We start from the raw sequence: 19,396 nt of genomic DNA, 5'->3' as shown, positions 1-19,396 counted from the left end.
CACATAGAATAGAAACAAAATACTTCCCAGAAGGTGTTCTTCGGACGGTTGCATTCATAATTTTGCCATCAATTTCTTTTGATTTAGCAAAACGAACTTTTCCCACTTTTGGTAGGATGATATAATTTTCGTCTACAATGCGTATGGTCCCTACACCTTTGTTGTAGTTACACTTTGATGTATAGGACTGGATAGCATTCTTTTTGGATTTGAATGTAGGTCTGCCTTTTTCTTTTTTATAATACGAATCATAGGCTTCTCCCAAGTACTGAATAGCGTTTTGGATAGCTGTAGAATCCACTTCTTTTAACCACGGAGTCGTTTTCTTAAATTGAGTATGATCTTTCATAGAAGCGTTGGCACTAAATCTTGGGCCTTTCCATTCGTTCGAAAGAAGTTGACCATTTTGAAACATTTCCTCCGTGATCCACCATAGCAAGTCTTTTTCTTTTTGTTTTTTTAATGCCAAATTAAACGAATACCGGCAACATCCAATTGTTTTATTGAATTGAATGGCTTGTTCATTTGTTGGATATAAACGAAATTTAAAGCCCTTATGGTAGGTATCGCTTTTTTCTTTTACAACATCCACTTTATCCACCTTATTCACGAACATTCGTTTCCGTTATTATACAATAATGAAAAATAAAAAAACAAGAGAAAACTCTTGTCTAGAAGCTTTATTCATTTCAGATACTAGAAGCACCACAAATCTTCGATTTTTTGTGGCGCTCCGTATCTGACCTCACTTTCATCCCATCCCTAAAGGGGGTGCTAACGCACCGTAATGGGCTTTCTCGTTCAGAAAGTTCTGTAATAGAAAAGCCAAAATAAAAATCTTTTATTCTATGCTTTTTTTTAATATGAAAAAAACCTATGAACATGAATAATGAAGGGTAAACTCAAAATGGTTACCTAATCTTTTAAGATTTCAGTTAGTACGTATTCTCTCTTATTCCCTTAACCTCTTTTTTATATTTTTTTACATAAAAGTTATTATGATAACGTAATGGACTGTTATTGTATCGGAGGATAAAGGAATGATGCAAAGTGGCTAGCGGGGTTTATTGGTAAAGATAAAACTATGTTGGAAAAAATCCTATGTATCATGAATAAATAAAGATTGACAATGATTCTCATTATCTATAAAATTAAAAGTAGACATATATCAGATATTTTTTTCGGGAGGAACAACATGATTAACATGCTATATGGGTTGAAAGATATTCATACTGTTATTTCAAATCGCCGTAAAATAGGCGGAGCCGCAGAAGCAGACATGATAAGGTTAACTTCTGGTGAATCTTATCAAAATCCTGTGTTTATAAATGTTGATATCTCTAAAGGTCACTATGTTTCCGTATGTTTTATGGATGAAGAGGGAACAAACATTATTGCACATGTTGATCAAATTGCTGTAATAAAAGGATTGCAGCATAAATTGATTTGTCAGCTGAATAATATGCATGTGAAACAATTATTGCTGCAGGATACCATGCAATACTTACAAAAATTATGTGATGTAAATGCCGGTTTCGTTACTCATACTTTTAAGCAAGAAGCTTTAAAACTTGTCAGGGATATTAGTATAAAAGAATTGAAAAACCACAATATTGTTCTTCCATTCCCACTTGAAGAAAAGTTAATTCATATAAACAAACGCTTATTTGCATGAAAAACAAGGTTCCTCTATAAGGAACCTTGTTTTTTGTACGATCAGAATTTGTATGAAGCGGACAATAGTAAAGATGCGAAAGCTCTCAAATCTATAACCTTTACGTACATTGACTTTCGCTATTAAGGTGATAAGTTTGTTTTTCTAATAAAGGAATTTCTGCCTGGCAAGCCAATCGGAGACCGTTGTTTAACGTTTTCTTTAGCTTTTTTTGCTCTTTTTCATTTGGCTCGGATAATCCAGGACCATCCTCAATAATTTTTACTGTACATAATCCACAAGTTCCTTTTCGGCATTTATATTGCAATGCTATTCCCTGATTTAAAGCAACATCTAGTAATTTCCCTTCCGCAGGCTGAATTTCAAATCTGTTTTCATGTTGCTGAACAATGATGTTGTTACGGGGGCAAATTTGTTGATCAGATGTATCAGGTTTTGTAAGCTGCTTTTTGAGTGTACGCTTTTGAATTATACTTCCTGGAATAAGGGAGCCGACAGTCCATGCTCTTTTATTCATTGATACCATCAAGTTTCGGGATCTTCCAGCGTGCAAATCGCGGATGGGCGTTTAATTCGTAAAACAACTGTTTCATAAACACGGAATGGATGATTCATTCCTTCTTCTCCCAGATGGACTGTATCGAAGTCCTCTGACACGGCAAGATCCAAATTGTTTTTTCCTGTATTGACAAGAACTCCCGTTTTTCCTTTTAAAACTGGTGACTGGAAGACTCCATCTGTAACAAGTTCCCGAACATGTTCAATTTCAAGAACATTTGTATCCTTATGTACACGATGCAATAATGAATATAACTCTGGTGAGAGCACAAGGGCAAACGGTCCATTATGCTTCATTTCAAGTAATTTATTTCTTGCGTCCACTACATCCTGAAAAGCATTTCCTGACTCATACCAATTTCCAAGCAATTGTGTCAACCGACCTTTAACATTCATAAGTCCGGGAATTTCAAACTCCTTTGACCCATGAAAAATCATCTGATCTTCTAATAAAGCAACATCACGGGCTGCATTTGCAGCTGCTGAAAAATCTATCGGGATATCTAACACTTTCGCTTGCTCCAAATCACGCCAGTATAAAACGAAATCTTTATAAAGCAATGGAATGGTATAATTTACTCGTTTGCTAGATTCAATATTCAGATCGAATGATCCCTGGAAATCCATTTTTGCTTCATAGTTTTCCATAAAAATATCATTAAAAATACTTTGCATTCCTTTTCCAAGAGGACCGTACAGTTCGATAAAACGGCGTCCAACCAACTGCCTTCTTGCCGAATCAATTACCGTTTGGTCTAATTGTGCGAATTCTTCATCTGTTAGCGGTGAATCTGGAAATAATTCATACTTACTCATTTTTCTTTCCTCCTTCTATTCCTTACAATAAACTTCCCACAGTAAATCCTTTTTTTCTTTTAGACTTGGTAACTACTGTTGGAGAAGCAGGCCGCGCTAAATGATCATGGTGTTCATCATGATGCGCATGTGGGTCAACATAGTCATGGTCAAACCGTGTATTGATTTCATTTAACAATTCTTTGACTTGTTGATAATCTCGATATGAAACATCTCTCAGTTCGTTTAATAGAGTACTTCGTTCTGTATCAGTAAATCGAAAAAGTGCTAAATCAAGGTGCTCAACGAAATTGTGTAATCCGAATTTTTCTAGATTTAATTCTTGCAAAAGGCGATTGAATTCATTGTTTGTGGGTGTAAAATCTTTCTCGTCTTTTTCTTGTTCAAATTTACTTATTAGAGGGATAAGTTCTACTAAACGCGATAGTCGTTGTTCTTCTTCCTCGTAAATATGATGATAATACAGTCGTTCATGATCATCACTGGCATTTTGAATGACAGGATTTAGCATATTCATAAACTTTTCAATTGCATCTTTGGTCGTAGTGAAAATTTTGAAAAAAACCTTTAGTTCCTTTTTCAATTTCTTATCCTCCTGATGTTTGATGTAATTTCCATTATTATCCTTACAGGGTGAACCTTATACCTTTTTTAGATATTGAAATATTGTATAGGGTGTTTCTACTTTAAGGGGAATTTTAGAAAGGTAACATCGATGAGGCACATATTTTTTTACGTAAGAATTATATGTTATAGTATGTAAATGGATAATTTTTTCATTAGAGGAGGATATAAGAATGAGTGTACATATTGGAGCGGCGCCAAATGAAATTGCTGAAACGGTTCTATTGCCAGGAGATCCATTGCGTGCGAAATATATTGCTGAAACGTTTTTAGAAGATGCTAAGCTTTATAATGAAGTACGAAACATGTTTGGCTATACAGGCACCTATAAAGGAAAACGTATTTCTGTTCAAGGGACAGGCATGGGTGTTCCTTCAATTTCTATTTATGTAAATGAATTAATCAGTAGTTATAATGCTCAAAAATTAATTCGTGTCGGTACGGCGGGTGCGATTCAAAAGGATGTTAAGGTGCGCGATGTGATTTTAGCGATGAGTGCTTCGACTGATTCGCAAATGAACCGCTTAACGTTTGGCGGTATTGATTACGCACCAACAGCGGATTTCGATTTATTGCGTAAAGCGTACGATGCAGGTGTGGCGAAAGGGTTACAGTTGAAAGTAGGAAATGTGTTTACAGCTGATCATTTTTATAATGATAATAGTGATTTAGAGAAGTGGGCAAAGTATAAAATATTAGCCATTGAAATGGAGACGGCTGCTTTATATACATTAGCTGCAAAATTTGGTCGTCAAGCGTTGTCTGTTCTTACAATCTCTGATCATATTTTAACAGGAGAAGAGACGACAGCTGAGGAACGTCAAACAACATTCAGTGATATGATTGAAGTAGCGCTTGAAGCTGCGATTCAGGAAGCGTGAAATTGTTATTCTACACTTAACGGGTAGTAAGACTCCCGCTAATGAAAGTTTTACTTTATAAGGCGAGCATCTATAAATAGCCTTAACTTTACTTTGTTAAGTGCGATTTTTGTAGTGCTCGTTTTTGTTTAATTGGGATTTGAAGCTGTTAATATAAAAGTTTTGATATCTAACTGTTCTAAATGCACGGTGTTTATAAGCTCTGCTCGTAACTTATAATTTCCGTTTTACAATAAAACTGATAAAATAGGGGTATTGTTATACATAGCAGTGATACATGAAAGTGGTGAAGCATGAATGCAAGAAGAAAACAAAGAACATCGAGAAGAGAAAGATTCAGGAAGATACTTCAAAATTAAAAAGTTTCCCTTGATTATGGGGGGGTTTTTGTTAATCTTCTTAACGGCAGGTATTACAACGGTTGCTCTCACATTTGGGGATGAAAAAGTGCAATCTATCGCTCCGAGCCAGTATCCTCAATTTGAAAAATTGTATTCGACGTATGATACGATTAAAAAGGAATATTATCAGGAAGTTGATGATGAAAAACTCGTAAATGGTGCGATTGCTGGTATGCTTGAAGGACTGGAAGATCCATACTCTACTTATATGGACCAAGAGGAAGCAAAAAGCTTCAATGAAAGTATTTCCTCTTCTTTTGAAGGAATTGGTGCTGAAATCCAAGAACAAGATGGGAAAATTATGGTTGTGTCACCTATTAAAGGATCACCAGCTGAAAAAGCAGGTGTGAAGCCGAATGATATTATTACGAGCGTGGATGGTAAGAGTATAGAAGGCTTAAGTTCTACTGAAGCGGTTCTGAAGATTAGAGGGGAAAAAGGGACAAAAGTTGAGCTGACGATTTCTCGAGAGGGGGAAGCGAAGCCCGTATCGATTACAATCGTTCGAGATACAATTCCAGTTGAAACCGTCTATTCAGAAATGCTCGACGATGGGATTGCGAAAATTGCTGTGACAAGCTTTTCAGAGCATACAGTTGATGAATTAAATACGGCTCTTGATGAAATGAGCAAGAAAGATATGAAGGGTTTAATTTTAGATTTACGCGGCAACCCTGGTGGACTTTTACCAGAGGCTATAAAAATGGCCAGCATCTTTGTGCCAAAGGGTGAAATTGTGCTGCAAATCGAAGATCGTAATGGAAATAAAGAGATTCATAAATCGGAAAACAATGGTGAGTTTAAATTACCAGTTGTTGTGTTAATTGATGATGGAAGTGCGAGTGCCTCTGAAATCGTGGCCGCAGCGGTGAGTGAATCAGCAAATATTCCATTAATTGGCGTGAAGTCATTTGGGAAAGGAACTGTACAAAATGCTCAAGATTTCAAAGATGGCTCGAATTTCAAATTCACTTCTTATAAATGGTTAACACCGGAGGGAAATTGGATTCATAAGAAAGGTATTAAGCCAGATATAGAGGTCAAGCTGCCTGATTATGCGAGTCTTCCTTATATTTCGCCAGATGAGGCTTTAAAAGTATCAGATGCTTCGGCAGAAGTGAAAGCAGCTGAAAATATGTTAAAAGAGCTTGGTTATAATCCGGGAACGGTTGATACGGTCTTTGATGAACAAACAAAGGCAGCCGTAGAAAAATTCCAGCAGGATCATAAGTTGAAAGTAACAGGTATCCTGGAAGATAAGACGACGGTTACATTAATGCAAGAACTACGCGACAAAATTTTGAAAAATGACACGCAAGTGAAGCGGGCTGTAAAAGAGTTGAAAAAAGAAATGAAATAAAGTGCAATTTCACTTAGCGAGGATCTCGCTAGTAAGGTGAGGTTAAGGGAAAGCTTAGTAACGCTAAATTAGTTACTAAGCTTTTTCTGTATTAGAAGGAGGACTTTTGGGAAAAATATGGATAGTTTTGAAGCCGAGGTGACGATAATGAAAAGAAAGGTATTGCTAATTTTTGCACTTTTTACGATATTATCTGGTTGTGTGGCTTCACCTATACCTAATGCGGAGCGAAACCAACATACGGATTCGAAAAAAGAAACGGCCAAAACATTTCTTTTAATTGGTGTGGATTCTCGCGGAGAAGAGGATTCGCGTGCAGATGCGCTTCTGCTTGCCCGTTATGAGCCAAAAAAAGGGCAGATTAAGTTAGCTTCTATTATGAGAGATAGTTATGTGAAAATTCCAGGGTATGAAAAAGGGTATCATAAAATTAATGCGGCTTATTATTATGGTGGAAGCGAGTTAATGAAAAAAACGATTTTAGAGAATTTTAATATCAATGTAGACCATGTTGCAGTCATTGACTTTCAAGGATTTGTTAATATAGTGGACTTAATTGCACCAGACGGGCTCACTGTAGATGTTAAACCAGAGATGATTTCAGATATGAGTATTGCAGCGAGCAGTGGAGAAAATGTGTTGCATGGGGAGCAGATTTTAAAGTATGTTCGTTTTCGACATGATAATGAAAGTGATTTCGGTCGTGTTGAACGACAGCAAGAAGTGTTGGTGCAGTTAAAAGATCAGTTAATTCAGCAGCTGTCTAACGTGAACGGAATTGTTGCTTTACCAGGGATGATTGAAGAAGCGCTGACATATGTAGAAACAGATATTGGAATGAAAACGATGTTTGTATTAAGTTCCCAAGCGATGTTTCATCCTGTTGATTCGATTAAGACGTTGCGCATCCCTGTTAATGACAGCTATACAAACGAAATTTATCCGCACGCTGGTGCCGCTTTATCTATAGACTTTGAGAAAAATCAACAGGCTTTACAAGAGTTTTTTGAGTAAGTCTTGTTAACTACGATATTTTCGCGATGACGTATCATCTATATAAGAAGAGGCTGCCTAAGCAGTCTCTTACTACATGATTTCATAAAACGGGAATATTATCGCGATAGTTCGGACTAATCATTCTATTTTTTGTATGGAATAAAAATTAATAAATTCCGTAATGCTCGTTGATTTAAAATGGTAATATAGGAATCATTTTATTGAACCAAGCAAGACAAAGGTGTTTTGGTCATAGTCAATCTCTTTTAAAGAGTTGAATAGGAAGAGCGAGTTACTTGTTGTACTAGTTCAATAACAGTTGGAATATCCAATGTACTGCGATTTTTTACTAAATGAGTTCCAAGGATAAGCGCGTTTGTTTTAACGTTAATTCGTTGGTCCATATGGTCAATTCCATCTAAATCGATTACATGTGAAAGTCCGCTTGTTTTTCTAATTAATTCCCAGCCAGCAAATCCAAAGCTGTCTGCTTTCGCTTTTTGTAAAACATAAGATAATAGGCCATCAATGTTTTTAAATGCATCACGACTTTCGTTATTCCATAATGTTGAATAAACATCTGTAAAAGTTGACCAAAATGTCTGAATATGAGAAAGAATAATCTCTTGATCCGCGTCTTCGCATGTAACAGCTTGGAAAAGGAGATTAGCAATGAATTGTCCGGTATCAAAGCCGATTGGACCATAGAAGGCAATTTCAGGGGCGATGACTTTTGTTTCGCTTTCGTTTGCCAAAATGTGTCCTGTATGTAAATCGCCATGCAATAGAGCTTCTTGTTCACTCATAAATATTTTTTTCAATTTTGCCACTTCTAGTTTTAATTCATGGTCGTTCCATAATGTTTCTACGTCGGTTGGTGTATGCTCAAAGAATGGGCCCGTAAAGATGGAACTTTCTATAATTTTACGCAGTTCTGGATTCGTGAAGGCACGTGCGATTTCTTTTTTTGTCGTTGATTCCAAGTAATAGTCAGATGTGTAAAATAAAGTTTTGGCAGCATATTCGCCAATATGTTGTGAAAGAAGAGGATAGTTTTCGCCTTCGATAAGACCAGTGCGAGCAATCTTTACATGTGATAAGTCTTCCATGACTGTAATGGCAAGCTGTTTATCTGCGTAATACACTTTTGGGACATATTCGGGGCAATAGCTTCCGAATGTAAGTAAAGCATCTGCTTCAATAGCTGCGCGTTTTAATGTAAGCGGCCAGCTTTCACTTTCACCTAGCCCTTTTGCGTAGGGAACGGCTTGTTTAATAATAACCCCTTTATTAGTGGCGTTATCTGCGACATGAAAAACATAATTGAATGGGCCAGCTCCAATTTTGCGGCAAGTTAATGTTGCGTCCTTATCTAATAATTCTAGCTTTTGTATGAGTGCGATCGCTGTTTCATTCGTTAATAATTCAAACGAGCCTTGTGTTTGTGTCAATATAATCCCTCCAGATTATCGTTTAGACAAGTAAAAAACCTCTTTCGATTTAAGAAAGAGGTTTTGAAATGATGATTCAAACCTCTTATCTTTCAGAAAGAATTCTTTCTGATGGAATTAGCACCGTGCCTTGCGGATTCTTTCTCCACATATTGCGGTCGGTTGCTGGGCGTCATAGGGCCATATCCCTCAGCCTGCTCTTGATAAGAGAACGTATATTTTTCATTTTTAATAAATTATAGTTAGCTTGGAAAAATAATAACAATATTCCTAAAACATTGTCAATATAAAACATTAATAAAATTCCGGACGTCGATCGGCAAACACAGGAATTTTATTACGCACTTCATGTACTTTAGTAAAATCAATAGTTCCTGTTAAAATTTCGACCCCTTCACCTGCTTCATTAATAATCTCACCCCATGGATCAATAATTAATGAATGTCCAGCAAATACGTTATTCGGATCTGAACCTGTTCGATTAACAGCTACAACATACGCTTGATTTTCAATTGCACGGCTAATTAACAGCGCACGCCAGTGATCTAATCGAGGTTTCGGCCATTCTGCTGACACAAACAATACTTCTGCTCCTTTTGTAGTATGTGCACGAAGCCATTCAGGGAAGCGGATATCGTAGCAAATGAAGCCTGCACACAGTTTGTCATCAAATGTAAATAAACCATCCCTTTCACCAGGTTGTAGGAAATGATGTTCATCCATCAATTGAAATAAGTGAAGTTTATCGTAATCTTTGATGAATTCTCCTTTATTATTAATCATAAGCATTGTGTTATAAATGCCGTCTTTTGTTTTTTGGGCGATGGATCCTCCAACGAGATGTACGTGATGTTTTTTGGCGATTTTTTGTAAAAATGAAATCGTTTCTTTTGCTTCCACGTCAGCGATTTCTTCTAAGCGCGTTAAATCATACCCGGTAGTCCATAGCTCTGGCAAAACGAGGACATCCGGCTTCGATTGAACAGCCTGCTCAATGAGTTGTTCTGCTGCTGTATAGTTTGTTTCAGGTTTTCCAAAAGCAATATCCATTTGAATACAGGCAATGTTCCAGTTCATAATTTATACCTCCACAGTTTGAAAAAGTTCTTTACAACATTATCATAAACATATATCATTTGTGATTATAATTTCAAGAAATTTCAGAGAAGGTGCACGAATGTTTCAATTTGAAAAATCCGAATTATTAAAGACATTACCGAAACAATTTTTTGCTTCGCTTGTTGCGAAAGTTAATAGCATTCAAGCACAGGGACATGATGTCATTAATTTAGGGCAGGGCAATCCAGACCAGCCAACGCCAGAACATATAGTGAAAAGTTTGCAAATAGCGGCAGAGAAACCGTTGAATCATAAATATTCTCCGTTTCGCGGTCATCAATATTTGAAGGAAGCGGCTTGTGCTTATTATGAAAGAGAGCATGGAGTAGTGTTAGACCCTAATACAGAAGTTGCGATTTTGTTCGGCGGAAAAGCAGGGTTAGTAGAGCTTCCACAATGCTTATTAAACCCAGGTGACACGGTGCTCGTTCCAGATCCAGGATATCCAGACTATTTATCAGGTGTTGCATTAGCGCAAGTGAAAACAGCATTTATGCCACTGCTTGAAGAAAATGACTTTTTACCTGATTACACACGCTTAGATCGTGAAGTTGTTCAACAAGCGAAAATGATGTTCCTTAATTATCCTAATAATCCAACAGGTGCAAGTGCTACGGCTGAATTTTTTGAGCAGACGGTTGTATTCGCAAAAGAACATTCGATGTGTGTTGTACACGACTTTGCTTATGGAGCAATTGGTTTCGATGGAGAAAAGCCGCGCAGTTTTTTACAAACAGAAGGGGCAAAAGATATCGGAATTGAAGTATATACTCTGTCTAAAACATATAATATGGCAGGCTGGCGAGTAGGCTTTGCTGTTGGGAATAAAAGTGTGATTCAAGCGCTGGAGCTGCTCCAAGATCATCTATATGTAAGTTTATTCCCTGCTATTCAAGAAGCGGCTGCAACAGCATTACTTGAGTCACAAGATTGCGTCCGTGAATTGGTGGCAACATATGAAGGGCGCCGTCGTGTGTTTATTGATGGGTTACGTTCAATTGGTTGGAACGTAACGGCACCGAAAGCTTCGTTTTTTGCTTGGCTTAAAGTTCCAGAAGGGTTCACTTCGGAAAGCTTTGCAGATTATTTATTAAATGAAGCTTATGTTGCCGTTGCACCAGGAAATGGATTTGGTCAATTTGGTGAAGGTTATGTCAGGGTCGGGTTACTTACTTCTGAGGAAAGGCTTCAAGAAGCCGTGAAACGAATTGAAGCGCTAAAGTTATTTACCTAATTTTTCTTATGGTGAGCAACAAGCTTAATAGAAGAGGGGGCACTCCAAAATGGGTGCCCCTTCTTCTTTAATCTATAGAGTATTTCATCGATTTGCCTTATGATTTCGCCAATTGATTGTTTGCAAGTTTCGTTGTTTTATAATGTGATACATAGCTATGGAGAATCATGCCGATGACAATGATGAACATACCAGTCCATGATAAAAGGGAAGGGAAGGCAGTCGATAGTAATAGGACTTCTCCAACAACAGTGAACAAAACTTCAAGCGATTGAGTCGCTTCAACAGCAGCTAGTTTTTGCATATTTCCTCTGACTAAATCAGTCGCTTGAAAGAACAGTACCGTCGCTAATACGCCGGAAGAGATGGCAACGAGCAAAGATTGAGTCGTTTGTTCGATACTAGGTACGCCTACTGTAAACAGCCCATAAAGAGAAAGGATAAACCAAAAAGGCAGACTTGCTAACGTCATGCCTAATACTCGTTGATAGGCATCTAAACGTCCGACACAAAGATCCATCATTTTTCGATTTCCTAGTGGGTAAGCAAAGGAAGCAATAATGACAGGGATGATTCCTAATAATACGTGTTTTAACGAAATAGAGCTGGCGTGTTCAAGCTGCATAAGAGCAATACCGAGTAAAATAATAAGCGACATGAATAATCCGCGAACTGGGATTTTCCTTCTTATTTTTTTAGAACCATTCGGTGTTGTAATCGTTAGAAAGAAAAGTGGTGCAAGTAAGGAGCCAGAAATAATTGTAATTTGCCATGTGCTTGCAGTTAGCCACCCTGGCGCAAATGCAGCAGCAAAGCAAATTGGTGCATAAAATAACCCAAACCCAATAGAGGACCATAAAACCCACTGCCCCCAATGTTCTTTCATATTTTGAAAGAGGGGGCGTATGTTTTTTCTAGCGATGACAATTGCTAATAAAAAGGGAACCATGAAAAAATATCGTAAAGAAGCGCTCCAAATCCAACTTCCCCCCGATAATTCCATTGCTCGATTTAAAATAAACGTTACAGAAAAAAAGAATGCTGCACAAATACCTAATATAATTGGACGCATCGGACACCTCAATCTTCCTATGGATGTAGTAATGTTCGAAGACTTAACCAGTTTTCCTCCACAAGACTAGCAGCCGTCTCGCTATCTTTTTGGCGACAAGCTTCAATAATTTTTTGATGCTGTTCGAATGATTAAATACTTTTTTAGAATTAAATTGTGCGATTTCTAAACGCTGGATTTGAAATCAATATATCGCACTTTGGTTTTGCTTACAATATTTATCATAAGAATACAATAGACTATGCTGCTAGCACTTTGGGGGAAATATGATACACTTTGTACGATAAAGTTTATTTTTGTGAAAGATAAGGAGCAGAGCACAATGAAAGAGACAGAAGTATACATATTAGGTGGTTTTCTTGGAAGCGGGAAAACAACATTATTACGAAATATTTTAAAGCAAGAAAATGAAGCCGGTCGAAAAGTAGCTGTACTGCTGAATGAGCTTGGCAGTGTGTCAGTGGATAGTGGACTCATTGATGATGATGTTCCATTAAAAGAGCTATTTGGCGGCTGTATTTGCTGTACGATTCAAGATAAATTAGAAGTGCAGCTTCATGAGTTATTAACAGAAAATGAGCTGGAAGCCGTTTATATCGAAACAACAGGTGCAGCTCATCCGGTTGAAGTATTAGATGCGATTATGTCTCCGCTTTTTGCTGAGAAGCTCGCTTACAAAGGCATCATTACAGTAGTAGATTTATTAAGATGGCGAGACCGCAATCAGTTGTCCCCACAACTGCGTCAACTGTTAGTAGAGCAAGTTCATCATGCGGACTTTATTTTGTTGAATAAAAAAGATTTAGTCACTGAAATGGAGGCAGCTCAGCTTCTGTATTCTATTCAAGCTCTCAATGCGGATGCAGTATGCTTATTAACGGAGCAAGCAGAAGTGTCTATTGCTTCGCTTCAGCAGTTAAAAAGAAAACAAAGCCATCAACATCAAGAACTTGATGTGAATCACCATTTACATTTAAGCGCCATCGTTTATTCGTTTGAAGGAGCTATTAAGCAAACGGACTTTGAAGAGTGGATGCGAAACCTTCCTGATACCGTTTATCGTATGAAAGGATATGTAGCCTTTACTCATTCGCAGTATCCATATTTATTTCAATATTCGTATGGCATGCCCATGTTAATGAATGAAATGATGAAGATGCCGCTTAATATCGTGATTATCGGTGAAAATGTACAGAAAGAGCAGCTTATTTCTGAGTTGAAGGAGTTAGAAAGAAAAGCGAAGAATTAAACAATAATGAATTTGAGATGATTTTTTGAGGCTGCCCTTTGGGCAGCCTCGTTTGAAGTTACTGGCTGCGCTGACCAAATGCAGCAAATGTTTTTTCATCTTCAATTAAGCCGCAAGCAGCGCATTGAACGCGTACGTCAGGACCATTATAAGCAAGGTGAAAAGGTTCGATCGTGTCATTTGAGTATTGGGCAACGATTTCACCAGAACGTGGATCTTTTTTTATTGGTGTAGCTACTTGCTGAATAAGGTTAAATCGTGATTTATTAGTACGGCAATTTGGACAACAATAAACTTGAGACATGCACATCCACTCCTTTTTGATTGTAGTATTTCCTCTCATTATGTTGAATATACCGCTCGTATTGATAGAGAAAAGAGATGATATAATTGAAAGAGAATGAATGCGGACAGGATGAGTTATTAACTTCACACTTTTTTCACAACTTATCGATACAATGTAGCGTAATCAACGTTTTGTTCCAGATTTAATAGCAAGTTAACAAGAGTATGAAAAAGATAGATGAGAGGGACAAGTGCCCGTATTAGTTTAATCATCAGTGGGGATGAAGAAAATCCCACTGTTATAAAGGAGCTGATAAAATGAAGCAAGTACTTTTTCTTTTATTTGCTGCTTTACTGCTTACTGGGTGTAACAGTGTGACTTATCCGAAGATTGAGCACGATCAATCTTTTATTGCAACGGTAAATATTAAAGATACGAGTCTTACTTTTTTAGATGAACAGTATAAACATTTAGCCGATTGGGATCTCAGTGTCCCTTTTATGGGCGGACTGCTTCTTGAAGATGGAGATACGTTGCTTCTTTATGGAAAAGATATGGATTCCATTGAAGTGTTTTCATTAGAGAAAGGAAAACAAATCGATAGCTGGGAAGCGAAAAAAGGTATTGTTAATATGAAACTGCTTCAGGATGGAAAGAGTATTGCTGCGGTGAATCAATCTTTAAACAATGTTTCTTTCTATAATGAAGAGGGACAAATAGAAGATCAAATTAAAGTAGGTAAACGCCCGATGATGCTCCTTCAAGATCATCAGCAATTATATGTAATAAATTTTGGCGAAACAAAATTGTCCGTTATTAATTTACGTACAAGAAAAGTAGAAAGAGATTTTGTTATTCAAGCGTCTTCCACAGGTGCCTTATTAAGAGAAGAGCAGCAAGAGATTTGGCTTGGCGGTCATGGAATGGGAGCGCAAATGGAGGAAAATGTCCATATTTATTCAACGGAAACAGGAGAATTAAAACGAACGTTAAATACGCCGATAATGCCCATTAATATTATGGAGAATGCGGCGGGTATTTTCATTTTAAGTCATGGTTCAAACGCTCTTTACAAAGTAGATGAAACGTATAAGGTTGTGAAGAGCACGACAGTTGGGGTCAATCCATTTGAGATGACGACTGTTCGTGATGATATATTGATTGCAGGATATGATAACGATGAACTCTATGTGATGGATTCAAAGTCTATGAAGGTAAAACAAACCATTAAGGTAGGCAAAGGCCCGTTTCAAATGATTAGTAGGGAGTAGATGTGCATGAGTGATTATATCGTTTTGGTCGTTGATGATGAAGAAGATATGCGAACCTTGATAGAAATGTATTTGCTCAATTCTGGCTATCACTGCCTTCAAGCGCAAGATGGAGAAGAGGCTATTCGCTGTTTGGAACGCGCAACAGTAGATTTAATCTTATTAGATATAATGATGCCGCAAAGAGATGGTTTTTTAGTTTGTGAAGAGCTGCGGCGAAAATCTGATGTACCGATTATTTTTGTTAGTGCTAAAGGAGAAGAGTGGGATAAAGTGAAAGGACTCAAACTTGGAGGAGATGATTATGTTGTTAAGCCATTTAATCCAGGTGAGTTAATGGCTAGAGTAGAAGCAGTGTTAAGAAGAACAGGCAAGAAAACAACATTATATACGGAGCAAGATGTGGTGAAGCTGGGGAAAATTGAAGTGAATCAGAAAGCAAGAACGGTGACGATTAACGGAACACCGATTAATGTGACTTTAAAGGAATTTGACTTGTTGCTTTTTTTAATGCGGCATAAAAATCAAGCACTCAGTCGGGAGCAATTACTAGAACATGTATGGGAGGGGAGCTATGGTAGTTCTTTACGAACGGTGGACACCCATATTAAAACATTAAGAATGAAGTTAAAGGAAGCTGATTATATTCAAACGGTATGGGGGATCGGTTATAAAATGGGAGATGGGCATGCGTAAAATCAAATCTTTGTCATTTAAGCTCTGGTTCACCATTATGAGTGCTGTTATTCTATCTGTTGCCTTTGCGTATTCTCTATCACAATATTATTATAAAAATTTATATGTTGAAAAGGTAAAGAGTGACCTTATTTATGAAGCTTCTTTACTCGCTGCTGATTATGCAGGAGGTAAGATTACAGAAGAGTATAAGCAAAATATTGAATGGTTTAATAGCAAAAATGAAAGTGAAACGTTTGTTGTGAATAATCCCCGAGAATTAAGTGCGTGTTTGCCGTTTGATATTGATTATAATACGTTGATTTCTGAAGAAGAGAGACAAATGCTTCTTGAAGGAAAGCCCATTGAAAAAGAAGGTTATGAAGAACGATTTGAAAAAAATATAGTAGCGGCCATTATTCCGTTAACCGATGGGGACCGATTAGAAGGAATTATTTATACATATATTCCTGTTAACTCGATTACCGATTTAATTCATGAGTTTGCGGTTAAATGGATTGCGGCTGCGATTTTATTTATGCTCATTGTTATGCTGCTGACAACAAAATGGTTAAAGAAGCTGATTCATCCGATTCGTGATATGAAAGCAGCAGCACATCAAGTATCTAACGGTGATTATTCGATACAAGTTCGAGTTACAAGCGATGATGAAGTAGGTCAGCTTGGCCATGCTTTTAATAAAATGGCCCAATCAATTCATTTAGAAGAAGAAAGAAAAAGAGAGTTTCTCGAAAATGTCTCACATGAACTACGAACTCCATTAAGTTATATAAAAGGTTATACACAAGCCATTCTTGATGGTGTCATTAAGGATAAAGAGGAAGAACGAAAATACCTTCAACTTATTTCGAGGGAAACATTGAGGATGCAGCATCTTGTTGGTGATTTAATGGAGTTAACAAAAATGGATCGTAAGCAAGTGATGTTACAGGAATCCCCGATAGCTTTTGCCCAGTTTATAGAGGACTTCGTGGGAAAGTATCAACAAGTGATTCAGGACAAGCAGCTACAGTTACAGATTGAGTTAGATCCAGATCCTATTATTATGGGGGAAGAGCGAAAACTTGAACAAATTCTTCAGAATGTATTGGATAATGCGATTCACTACACGAATGCAGGTGGAGTTATTTCTATTATATTAAAGCAGAATAAAGAAACATGTGAGTTAAGCATTGCTGATACAGGTAGAGGGATTCCGAAACAACATCTTCCTTATATTACGAATCGTTTTTATCGTGTGAATAAGGCAAGAAGTCGTTCGGACGGTGGTTCGGGGTTAGGATTAGCTATCGTTAAGAAACTAGTAGAATTACAAAAAGGTGAACTAAAGATAGAAAGTGAAGAGGCTGTTGGTACGAAAGTATATGTCACATTTCCAATGATTCAAAGTGAGTGGTTGTAAACTAAAGCAGGGGGCATGACGAATGAGAAAAATAATCGTTTTATGTTTAACTGTTCTTATTGTCTTAGTTGGATGCGGCAAGGAAGAGGAGGAACAGCTTCCGAAGATGTTACATGTAGAATTAGAGATAACTCCTGAACTAGCAAAAGTGAATGAAACAGTTAGCTTTCAAGCTAAAGTAACGTATGGAGATGAAATCGTTACGGATGCCGATGAGGTAAGCTTTGAAATTTGGCGTGAAGACGAGGAGGAAAGTGAAACGATTCCTGTCAAGTATAGTCAAGATGGCGTGTATAAGCTTGAAAAAACATTTAAAGAAGAAGGAACATATTATATATACGCTCACGTAACCGCACGAAACTTGCATACAATGCCAAAACGAGAGTTTGTAATTGGAGCAAAGAATTAAAATAGAGAGAAGAGTAAAGTAAAGGGTCTAGTATAATACTAGATCTTTTTTGTTGCGGTACTTGTAAAAGAGTAAATTTTCTTGTAACTTTGTAACATTGTAGTAAAGAATGTTACAAAAAGTTGGGGAATAAAAGAGTGTCAATATTGACTTTTTAGAAGGTTATGGAATAAGGAGATAAAAACTACCATTGACAGATAAAGAGGGAATCAGAGAGTAAAAATGAAAAAAACATTTAAATGGTAGTGTTACCAAGGGGTTGCGTCGTTTAAGAGCAGAAGGGAAATCATGTAATTCTCTTTTCTTTTAATCTGTTAATTTTTTTGGAAATGGCTGGTTGTATTGTTACAAAAAAGCCATGATATGATGATTCCAGAAGCAAATAACAGATTGTCTAGGAGGAAATACAAATGAAAAAGAAATTAATTTTATCAACAGTAGCCGCAGCGGCAGTCATGTTCTCAGGAGCTGGGTTCAATCAAGCAGAAGCAGCACCAGTAAACTATCAAACTACGAAACAAGTGACATATAAAATTGCAACACAAGAAGATGCACAAAAGTTCATTCAACAATATTTCGCTAAGTACGGTATTAATTTACAAGTTCAAGGAAAAGTAGTTCAAGTGCCGGTGCAACAACAAGTACAAAAACCAACAACTCAGCAGCCAGCACAACAACAAACACAACAGCCAACAACTCAGCAGCCAGCACAACAACAAACACAAAAACCAGCAACTCAGCAGCCAGCACAACAACAAACACAAAAACCAACAACTCAACAGCCAACAACAAACAATAACGCTACTGCTGACACAAACAAAACACCAGCAACTGAAACAAACACATCAGTAAGTGCTTTTGAAAAGAAAGTAGTAGAATTAACAAATGCTGAACGTGCAAAACAAGGATTAGCACCACTTACATTAGATACAGAGTTAAGTAAAGTTGCTCGTGCTAAATCTCAAGATATGAAAGATAAAAACTACTTTGATCATAATAGCCCAACGTATGGTTCACCATTTGATATGATGAAATCATTTGGTATTAGCTATAAATCAGCGGGTGAAAACATTGCCCAAGGTCAAACAACACCTGAGCAAGTTGTACAAGCTTGGATGAATAGCCAAGGACACCGTGAAAATATTATGAATTCAAGCTTTACTCATATTGGAGTAGGTTATGTAGCTTCAGGTAACTACTGGACACAAATGTTTATTGGAAAATAAGATTGCTAGATTATAAGAATAGAGACCCCCAAACTTCTTGATAGTTTGGGGGTTATTATAGTTCTGAGATATCTATTTCCGAGTAGTTCAAATCGGAATGCTTTTGAAATCGGATTTCTAATATATTGTCTTTATATTGAACAGATGTTCCTTTTTTTCGAACAAGAGCCGGTAAGGGGATGTTATGCTTATCTCCTTCGTTTGGGACATCATGAATCATCGATTGGTTGGAAGTATGGTAAATTTTCATTTGTTTAAGCCAGCTTTCATCTTGAACTGGAATTCGAATATAGATAAATGAATGGGTTTCCAGTACATTTGCTTGGAGTGGATTGTCTGTTGTGCGGGCTCCGCTCTCTTTTGCTTTAACAGCTCCTTGATTCATCACGTCTTGTATATTGTTGGGCATCACTTCTGTGAAAACCTTCTCGATAAAGGATTGAACATCGTTTTGTTGCAAGTTTTTTAAGAAGCTGTTTTGATTTTTGGAAGATGAGAAAAGACTGTTGAAGGGAAACATATTGAATTCCTCTTTTCTTCAATAAAATAGTTACTTATGCAAAATATGTTATGCACAAGATGGGCGGAGGGTTCATCGTTTATAGATTTGAATATGGTAAAAAACCCTCCTTCTTTAAGCAATGATTCTGATTTATTGCTTGAAGAAGGG

Annotated in this window: 20 protein-coding genes and 1 riboswitch; of the genes, 11 read left to right on the top strand and 9 right to left on the bottom strand. The window is 37.1% G+C overall.

Annotation, left to right across the window (positions count from 1 at the left end):
• Positions 1–592: helix-turn-helix domain-containing protein (locus D1953_RS20235; protein ID WP_245980285.1), on the bottom strand; the 592-nt coding region annotated here is incomplete at its 3' end.
• Positions 593–1,195: 603 nt separating this feature from the next.
• Here D1953_RS20235 and D1953_RS20230 point away from each other — a divergent pair.
• Entirely contained in the window at positions 1,196–1,675 is a 480-nt protein-coding gene (locus D1953_RS20230; protein WP_119118957.1) for a hypothetical protein, read from the top strand.
• Between the two features lie 100 nt (positions 1,676–1,775).
• Here D1953_RS20230 and D1953_RS20225 read toward each other — a convergent pair whose 3' ends face one another.
• From D1953_RS20225 to D1953_RS20215, 3 genes are read right to left on the bottom strand one after another with little or no spacing between them, the layout of a single operon-like run.
• The gene (locus tag D1953_RS20225) at positions 1,776–2,201 is read right to left on the bottom strand and encodes a 2Fe-2S iron-sulfur cluster-binding protein (RefSeq protein ID WP_119118956.1); all 426 of its coding nucleotides are present in this window, start codon (positions 2,199–2,201) and stop codon (positions 1,776–1,778) included.
• Entirely contained in the window at positions 2,201–3,049 is an 849-nt protein-coding gene (locus D1953_RS20220; protein ID WP_119118955.1) for a family 1 encapsulin nanocompartment shell protein, read from the bottom strand. The genes D1953_RS20225 and D1953_RS20220 overlap by 1 nt, the downstream gene beginning before the upstream one ends.
• Positions 3,050–3,071: 22 nt before the next feature.
• Positions 3,072–3,632, bottom strand: coding sequence for an IMEF encapsulin system ferritin-like cargo protein (locus D1953_RS20215; protein WP_119118954.1), 561 nt, complete (start codon positions 3,630–3,632; stop codon positions 3,072–3,074).
• Positions 3,633–3,846: 214 nt separating this feature from the next.
• Between D1953_RS20215 and deoD the strand changes: the two genes are divergently transcribed.
• From deoD to D1953_RS20200, 3 genes are all read left to right on the top strand, one after another.
• A complete protein-coding gene (gene deoD, locus D1953_RS20210; RefSeq protein WP_119118953.1) occupies positions 3,847–4,554 on the top strand; it encodes a purine-nucleoside phosphorylase in 708 nt (235 codons plus the stop codon).
• Positions 4,555–4,851: 297 nt separating this feature from the next.
• Positions 4,852–6,315 carry a lmo1851 family serine protease gene (locus tag D1953_RS20205; protein ID WP_119118952.1) on the top strand — a complete coding sequence of 488 codons (1,464 nt, stop codon included), beginning with the start codon at positions 4,852–4,854 and terminating at the stop codon, positions 6,313–6,315.
• 147 nt (positions 6,316–6,462) lie between these two features.
• The gene (locus tag D1953_RS20200; RefSeq protein WP_182480695.1) at positions 6,463–7,329 is read left to right on the top strand and encodes an LCP family protein; all 867 of its coding nucleotides are present in this window, start codon (positions 6,463–6,465) and stop codon (positions 7,327–7,329) included.
• Between the two features lie 248 nt (positions 7,330–7,577).
• On the opposite strand, the gene mtnK is transcribed toward D1953_RS20200, so the two are convergent.
• Complete coding sequence (gene mtnK / locus D1953_RS20195) at positions 7,578–8,762, bottom strand: S-methyl-5-thioribose kinase (RefSeq protein WP_425454296.1); 1,185 nt, start codon at positions 8,760–8,762, stop codon at positions 7,578–7,580.
• Between the two features lie 82 nt (positions 8,763–8,844).
• Positions 8,845–8,972: riboswitch (SAM riboswitch) on the bottom strand.
• Between the two features lie 84 nt (positions 8,973–9,056).
• A complete protein-coding gene (locus D1953_RS20190) occupies positions 9,057–9,839 on the bottom strand; it encodes a carbon-nitrogen family hydrolase (RefSeq protein ID WP_119118949.1) in 783 nt (260 codons plus the stop codon).
• Between the two features lie 100 nt (positions 9,840–9,939).
• On the opposite strand from D1953_RS20190, the gene D1953_RS20185 reads away from it, so the two are divergent.
• Positions 9,940–11,115: a pyridoxal phosphate-dependent aminotransferase gene (locus D1953_RS20185; RefSeq protein ID WP_119118948.1), complete on the top strand. Its 1,176-nt coding sequence runs from the start codon at positions 9,940–9,942 to the stop codon at positions 11,113–11,115.
• A gap of 97 nt (positions 11,116–11,212) precedes the next feature.
• Here D1953_RS20185 and D1953_RS20180 read toward each other — a convergent pair whose 3' ends face one another.
• Positions 11,213–12,187 (bottom strand): DMT family transporter, encoded by a 975-nt coding sequence (locus tag D1953_RS20180; RefSeq protein ID WP_119118947.1) that lies wholly within the window; start codon positions 12,185–12,187, stop codon positions 11,213–11,215.
• 322 nt (positions 12,188–12,509) lie between these two features.
• On the opposite strand from D1953_RS20180, the gene D1953_RS20175 reads away from it, so the two are divergent.
• Positions 12,510–13,436 (top strand): CobW family GTP-binding protein, encoded by a 927-nt coding sequence (locus tag D1953_RS20175; RefSeq protein WP_119118946.1) that lies wholly within the window; start codon positions 12,510–12,512, stop codon positions 13,434–13,436.
• A 58-nt stretch (positions 13,437–13,494) separates the two neighbouring features.
• Here D1953_RS20175 and D1953_RS20170 read toward each other — a convergent pair whose 3' ends face one another.
• Positions 13,495–13,740, bottom strand: a complete 246-nt coding sequence (locus D1953_RS20170) for a DNA alkylation repair protein (protein WP_119118945.1) — start codon at positions 13,738–13,740, stop codon at positions 13,495–13,497.
• Positions 13,741–14,039: 299 nt separating this feature from the next.
• Here D1953_RS20170 and D1953_RS20165 point away from each other — a divergent pair, with 299 nt between their 5' ends.
• The 5 genes from D1953_RS20165 (at position 14,040) to D1953_RS20145 (ending at position 18,726) form a co-directional block, all read left to right on the top strand.
• Entirely contained in the window at positions 14,040–14,993 is a 954-nt protein-coding gene (locus tag D1953_RS20165; RefSeq protein ID WP_119118944.1) for a YncE family protein, read from the top strand.
• Positions 14,994–14,999: 6 nt separating this feature from the next.
• A complete protein-coding gene (locus tag D1953_RS20160) occupies positions 15,000–15,689 on the top strand; it encodes a response regulator transcription factor (RefSeq protein WP_119118943.1) in 690 nt (229 codons plus the stop codon).
• Positions 15,682–17,091: a sensor histidine kinase gene (locus D1953_RS20155; protein ID WP_119118942.1), complete on the top strand. Its 1,410-nt coding sequence runs from the start codon at positions 15,682–15,684 to the stop codon at positions 17,089–17,091. Before D1953_RS20160 ends, D1953_RS20155 begins: the two co-directional genes overlap by 8 nt.
• Positions 17,092–17,113: 22 nt before the next feature.
• Positions 17,114–17,500, top strand: a complete 387-nt coding sequence (locus D1953_RS20150; RefSeq protein WP_119118941.1) for a FixH family protein — start codon at positions 17,114–17,116, stop codon at positions 17,498–17,500.
• A gap of 410 nt (positions 17,501–17,910) precedes the next feature.
• Positions 17,911–18,726: a CAP domain-containing protein gene (locus D1953_RS20145; RefSeq protein WP_119118940.1), complete on the top strand. Its 816-nt coding sequence runs from the start codon at positions 17,911–17,913 to the stop codon at positions 18,724–18,726.
• Between the two features lie 55 nt (positions 18,727–18,781).
• Here D1953_RS20145 and D1953_RS20140 read toward each other — a convergent pair whose 3' ends face one another.
• A complete protein-coding gene (locus D1953_RS20140) occupies positions 18,782–19,246 on the bottom strand; it encodes an Hsp20/alpha crystallin family protein (protein WP_119118939.1) in 465 nt (154 codons plus the stop codon).
• Positions 19,247–19,396 lie beyond the last annotated feature (150 nt).

It is taken from the genome of Peribacillus asahii (genome assembly GCF_003570725.1).
GTDB classification, from domain to species: domain Bacteria; phylum Bacillota; class Bacilli; order Bacillales; family DSM-1321; genus Peribacillus; species Peribacillus asahii.
This window is presented reverse-complemented; position numbering and strand designations above follow the sequence as displayed.

Excerpts from the sequence above, each read along its gene's own strand:
- D1953_RS20230 (WP_119118957.1), top strand. The coding sequence starts at position 1,196 with ATGATTAACATGCTATATGGGTTGAAAGATATTCATACTGTTATTTCA.
- D1953_RS20225 (WP_119118956.1), bottom strand. The coding sequence starts at position 2,201 with ATGGTATCAATGAATAAAAGAGCATGGACTGTCGGCTCCCTTATTCCA.
- D1953_RS20220 (WP_119118955.1), bottom strand. The coding sequence starts at position 3,049 with ATGAGTAAGTATGAATTATTTCCAGATTCACCGCTAACAGATGAAGAA.
- deoD (WP_119118953.1), top strand. The coding sequence starts at position 3,847 with ATGAGTGTACATATTGGAGCGGCGCCAAATGAAATTGCTGAAACGGTT.
- D1953_RS20205 (WP_119118952.1), top strand. The coding sequence starts at position 4,852 with ATGCAAGAAGAAAACAAAGAACATCGAGAAGAGAAAGATTCAGGAAGA.
- D1953_RS20200 (WP_182480695.1), top strand. The coding sequence starts at position 6,463 with ATGAAAAGAAAGGTATTGCTAATTTTTGCACTTTTTACGATATTATCT.
- D1953_RS20190 (WP_119118949.1), bottom strand. The coding sequence starts at position 9,839 with ATGAACTGGAACATTGCCTGTATTCAAATGGATATTGCTTTTGGAAAA.
- D1953_RS20185 (WP_119118948.1), top strand. The coding sequence starts at position 9,940 with ATGTTTCAATTTGAAAAATCCGAATTATTAAAGACATTACCGAAACAA.
- D1953_RS20180 (WP_119118947.1), bottom strand. The coding sequence starts at position 12,187 with ATGCGTCCAATTATATTAGGTATTTGTGCAGCATTCTTTTTTTCTGTA.
- D1953_RS20175 (WP_119118946.1), top strand. The coding sequence starts at position 12,510 with ATGAAAGAGACAGAAGTATACATATTAGGTGGTTTTCTTGGAAGCGGG.
- D1953_RS20170 (WP_119118945.1), bottom strand. The coding sequence starts at position 13,740 with ATGTCTCAAGTTTATTGTTGTCCAAATTGCCGTACTAATAAATCACGA.
- D1953_RS20165 (WP_119118944.1), top strand. The coding sequence starts at position 14,040 with ATGAAGCAAGTACTTTTTCTTTTATTTGCTGCTTTACTGCTTACTGGG.
- D1953_RS20160 (WP_119118943.1), top strand. The coding sequence starts at position 15,000 with ATGAGTGATTATATCGTTTTGGTCGTTGATGATGAAGAAGATATGCGA.
- D1953_RS20155 (WP_119118942.1), top strand. The coding sequence starts at position 15,682 with ATGCGTAAAATCAAATCTTTGTCATTTAAGCTCTGGTTCACCATTATG.
- D1953_RS20150 (WP_119118941.1), top strand. The coding sequence starts at position 17,114 with ATGAGAAAAATAATCGTTTTATGTTTAACTGTTCTTATTGTCTTAGTT.
- D1953_RS20145 (WP_119118940.1), top strand. The coding sequence starts at position 17,911 with ATGAAAAAGAAATTAATTTTATCAACAGTAGCCGCAGCGGCAGTCATG.
- D1953_RS20140 (WP_119118939.1), bottom strand. The coding sequence starts at position 19,246 with ATGTTTCCCTTCAACAGTCTTTTCTCATCTTCCAAAAATCAAAACAGC.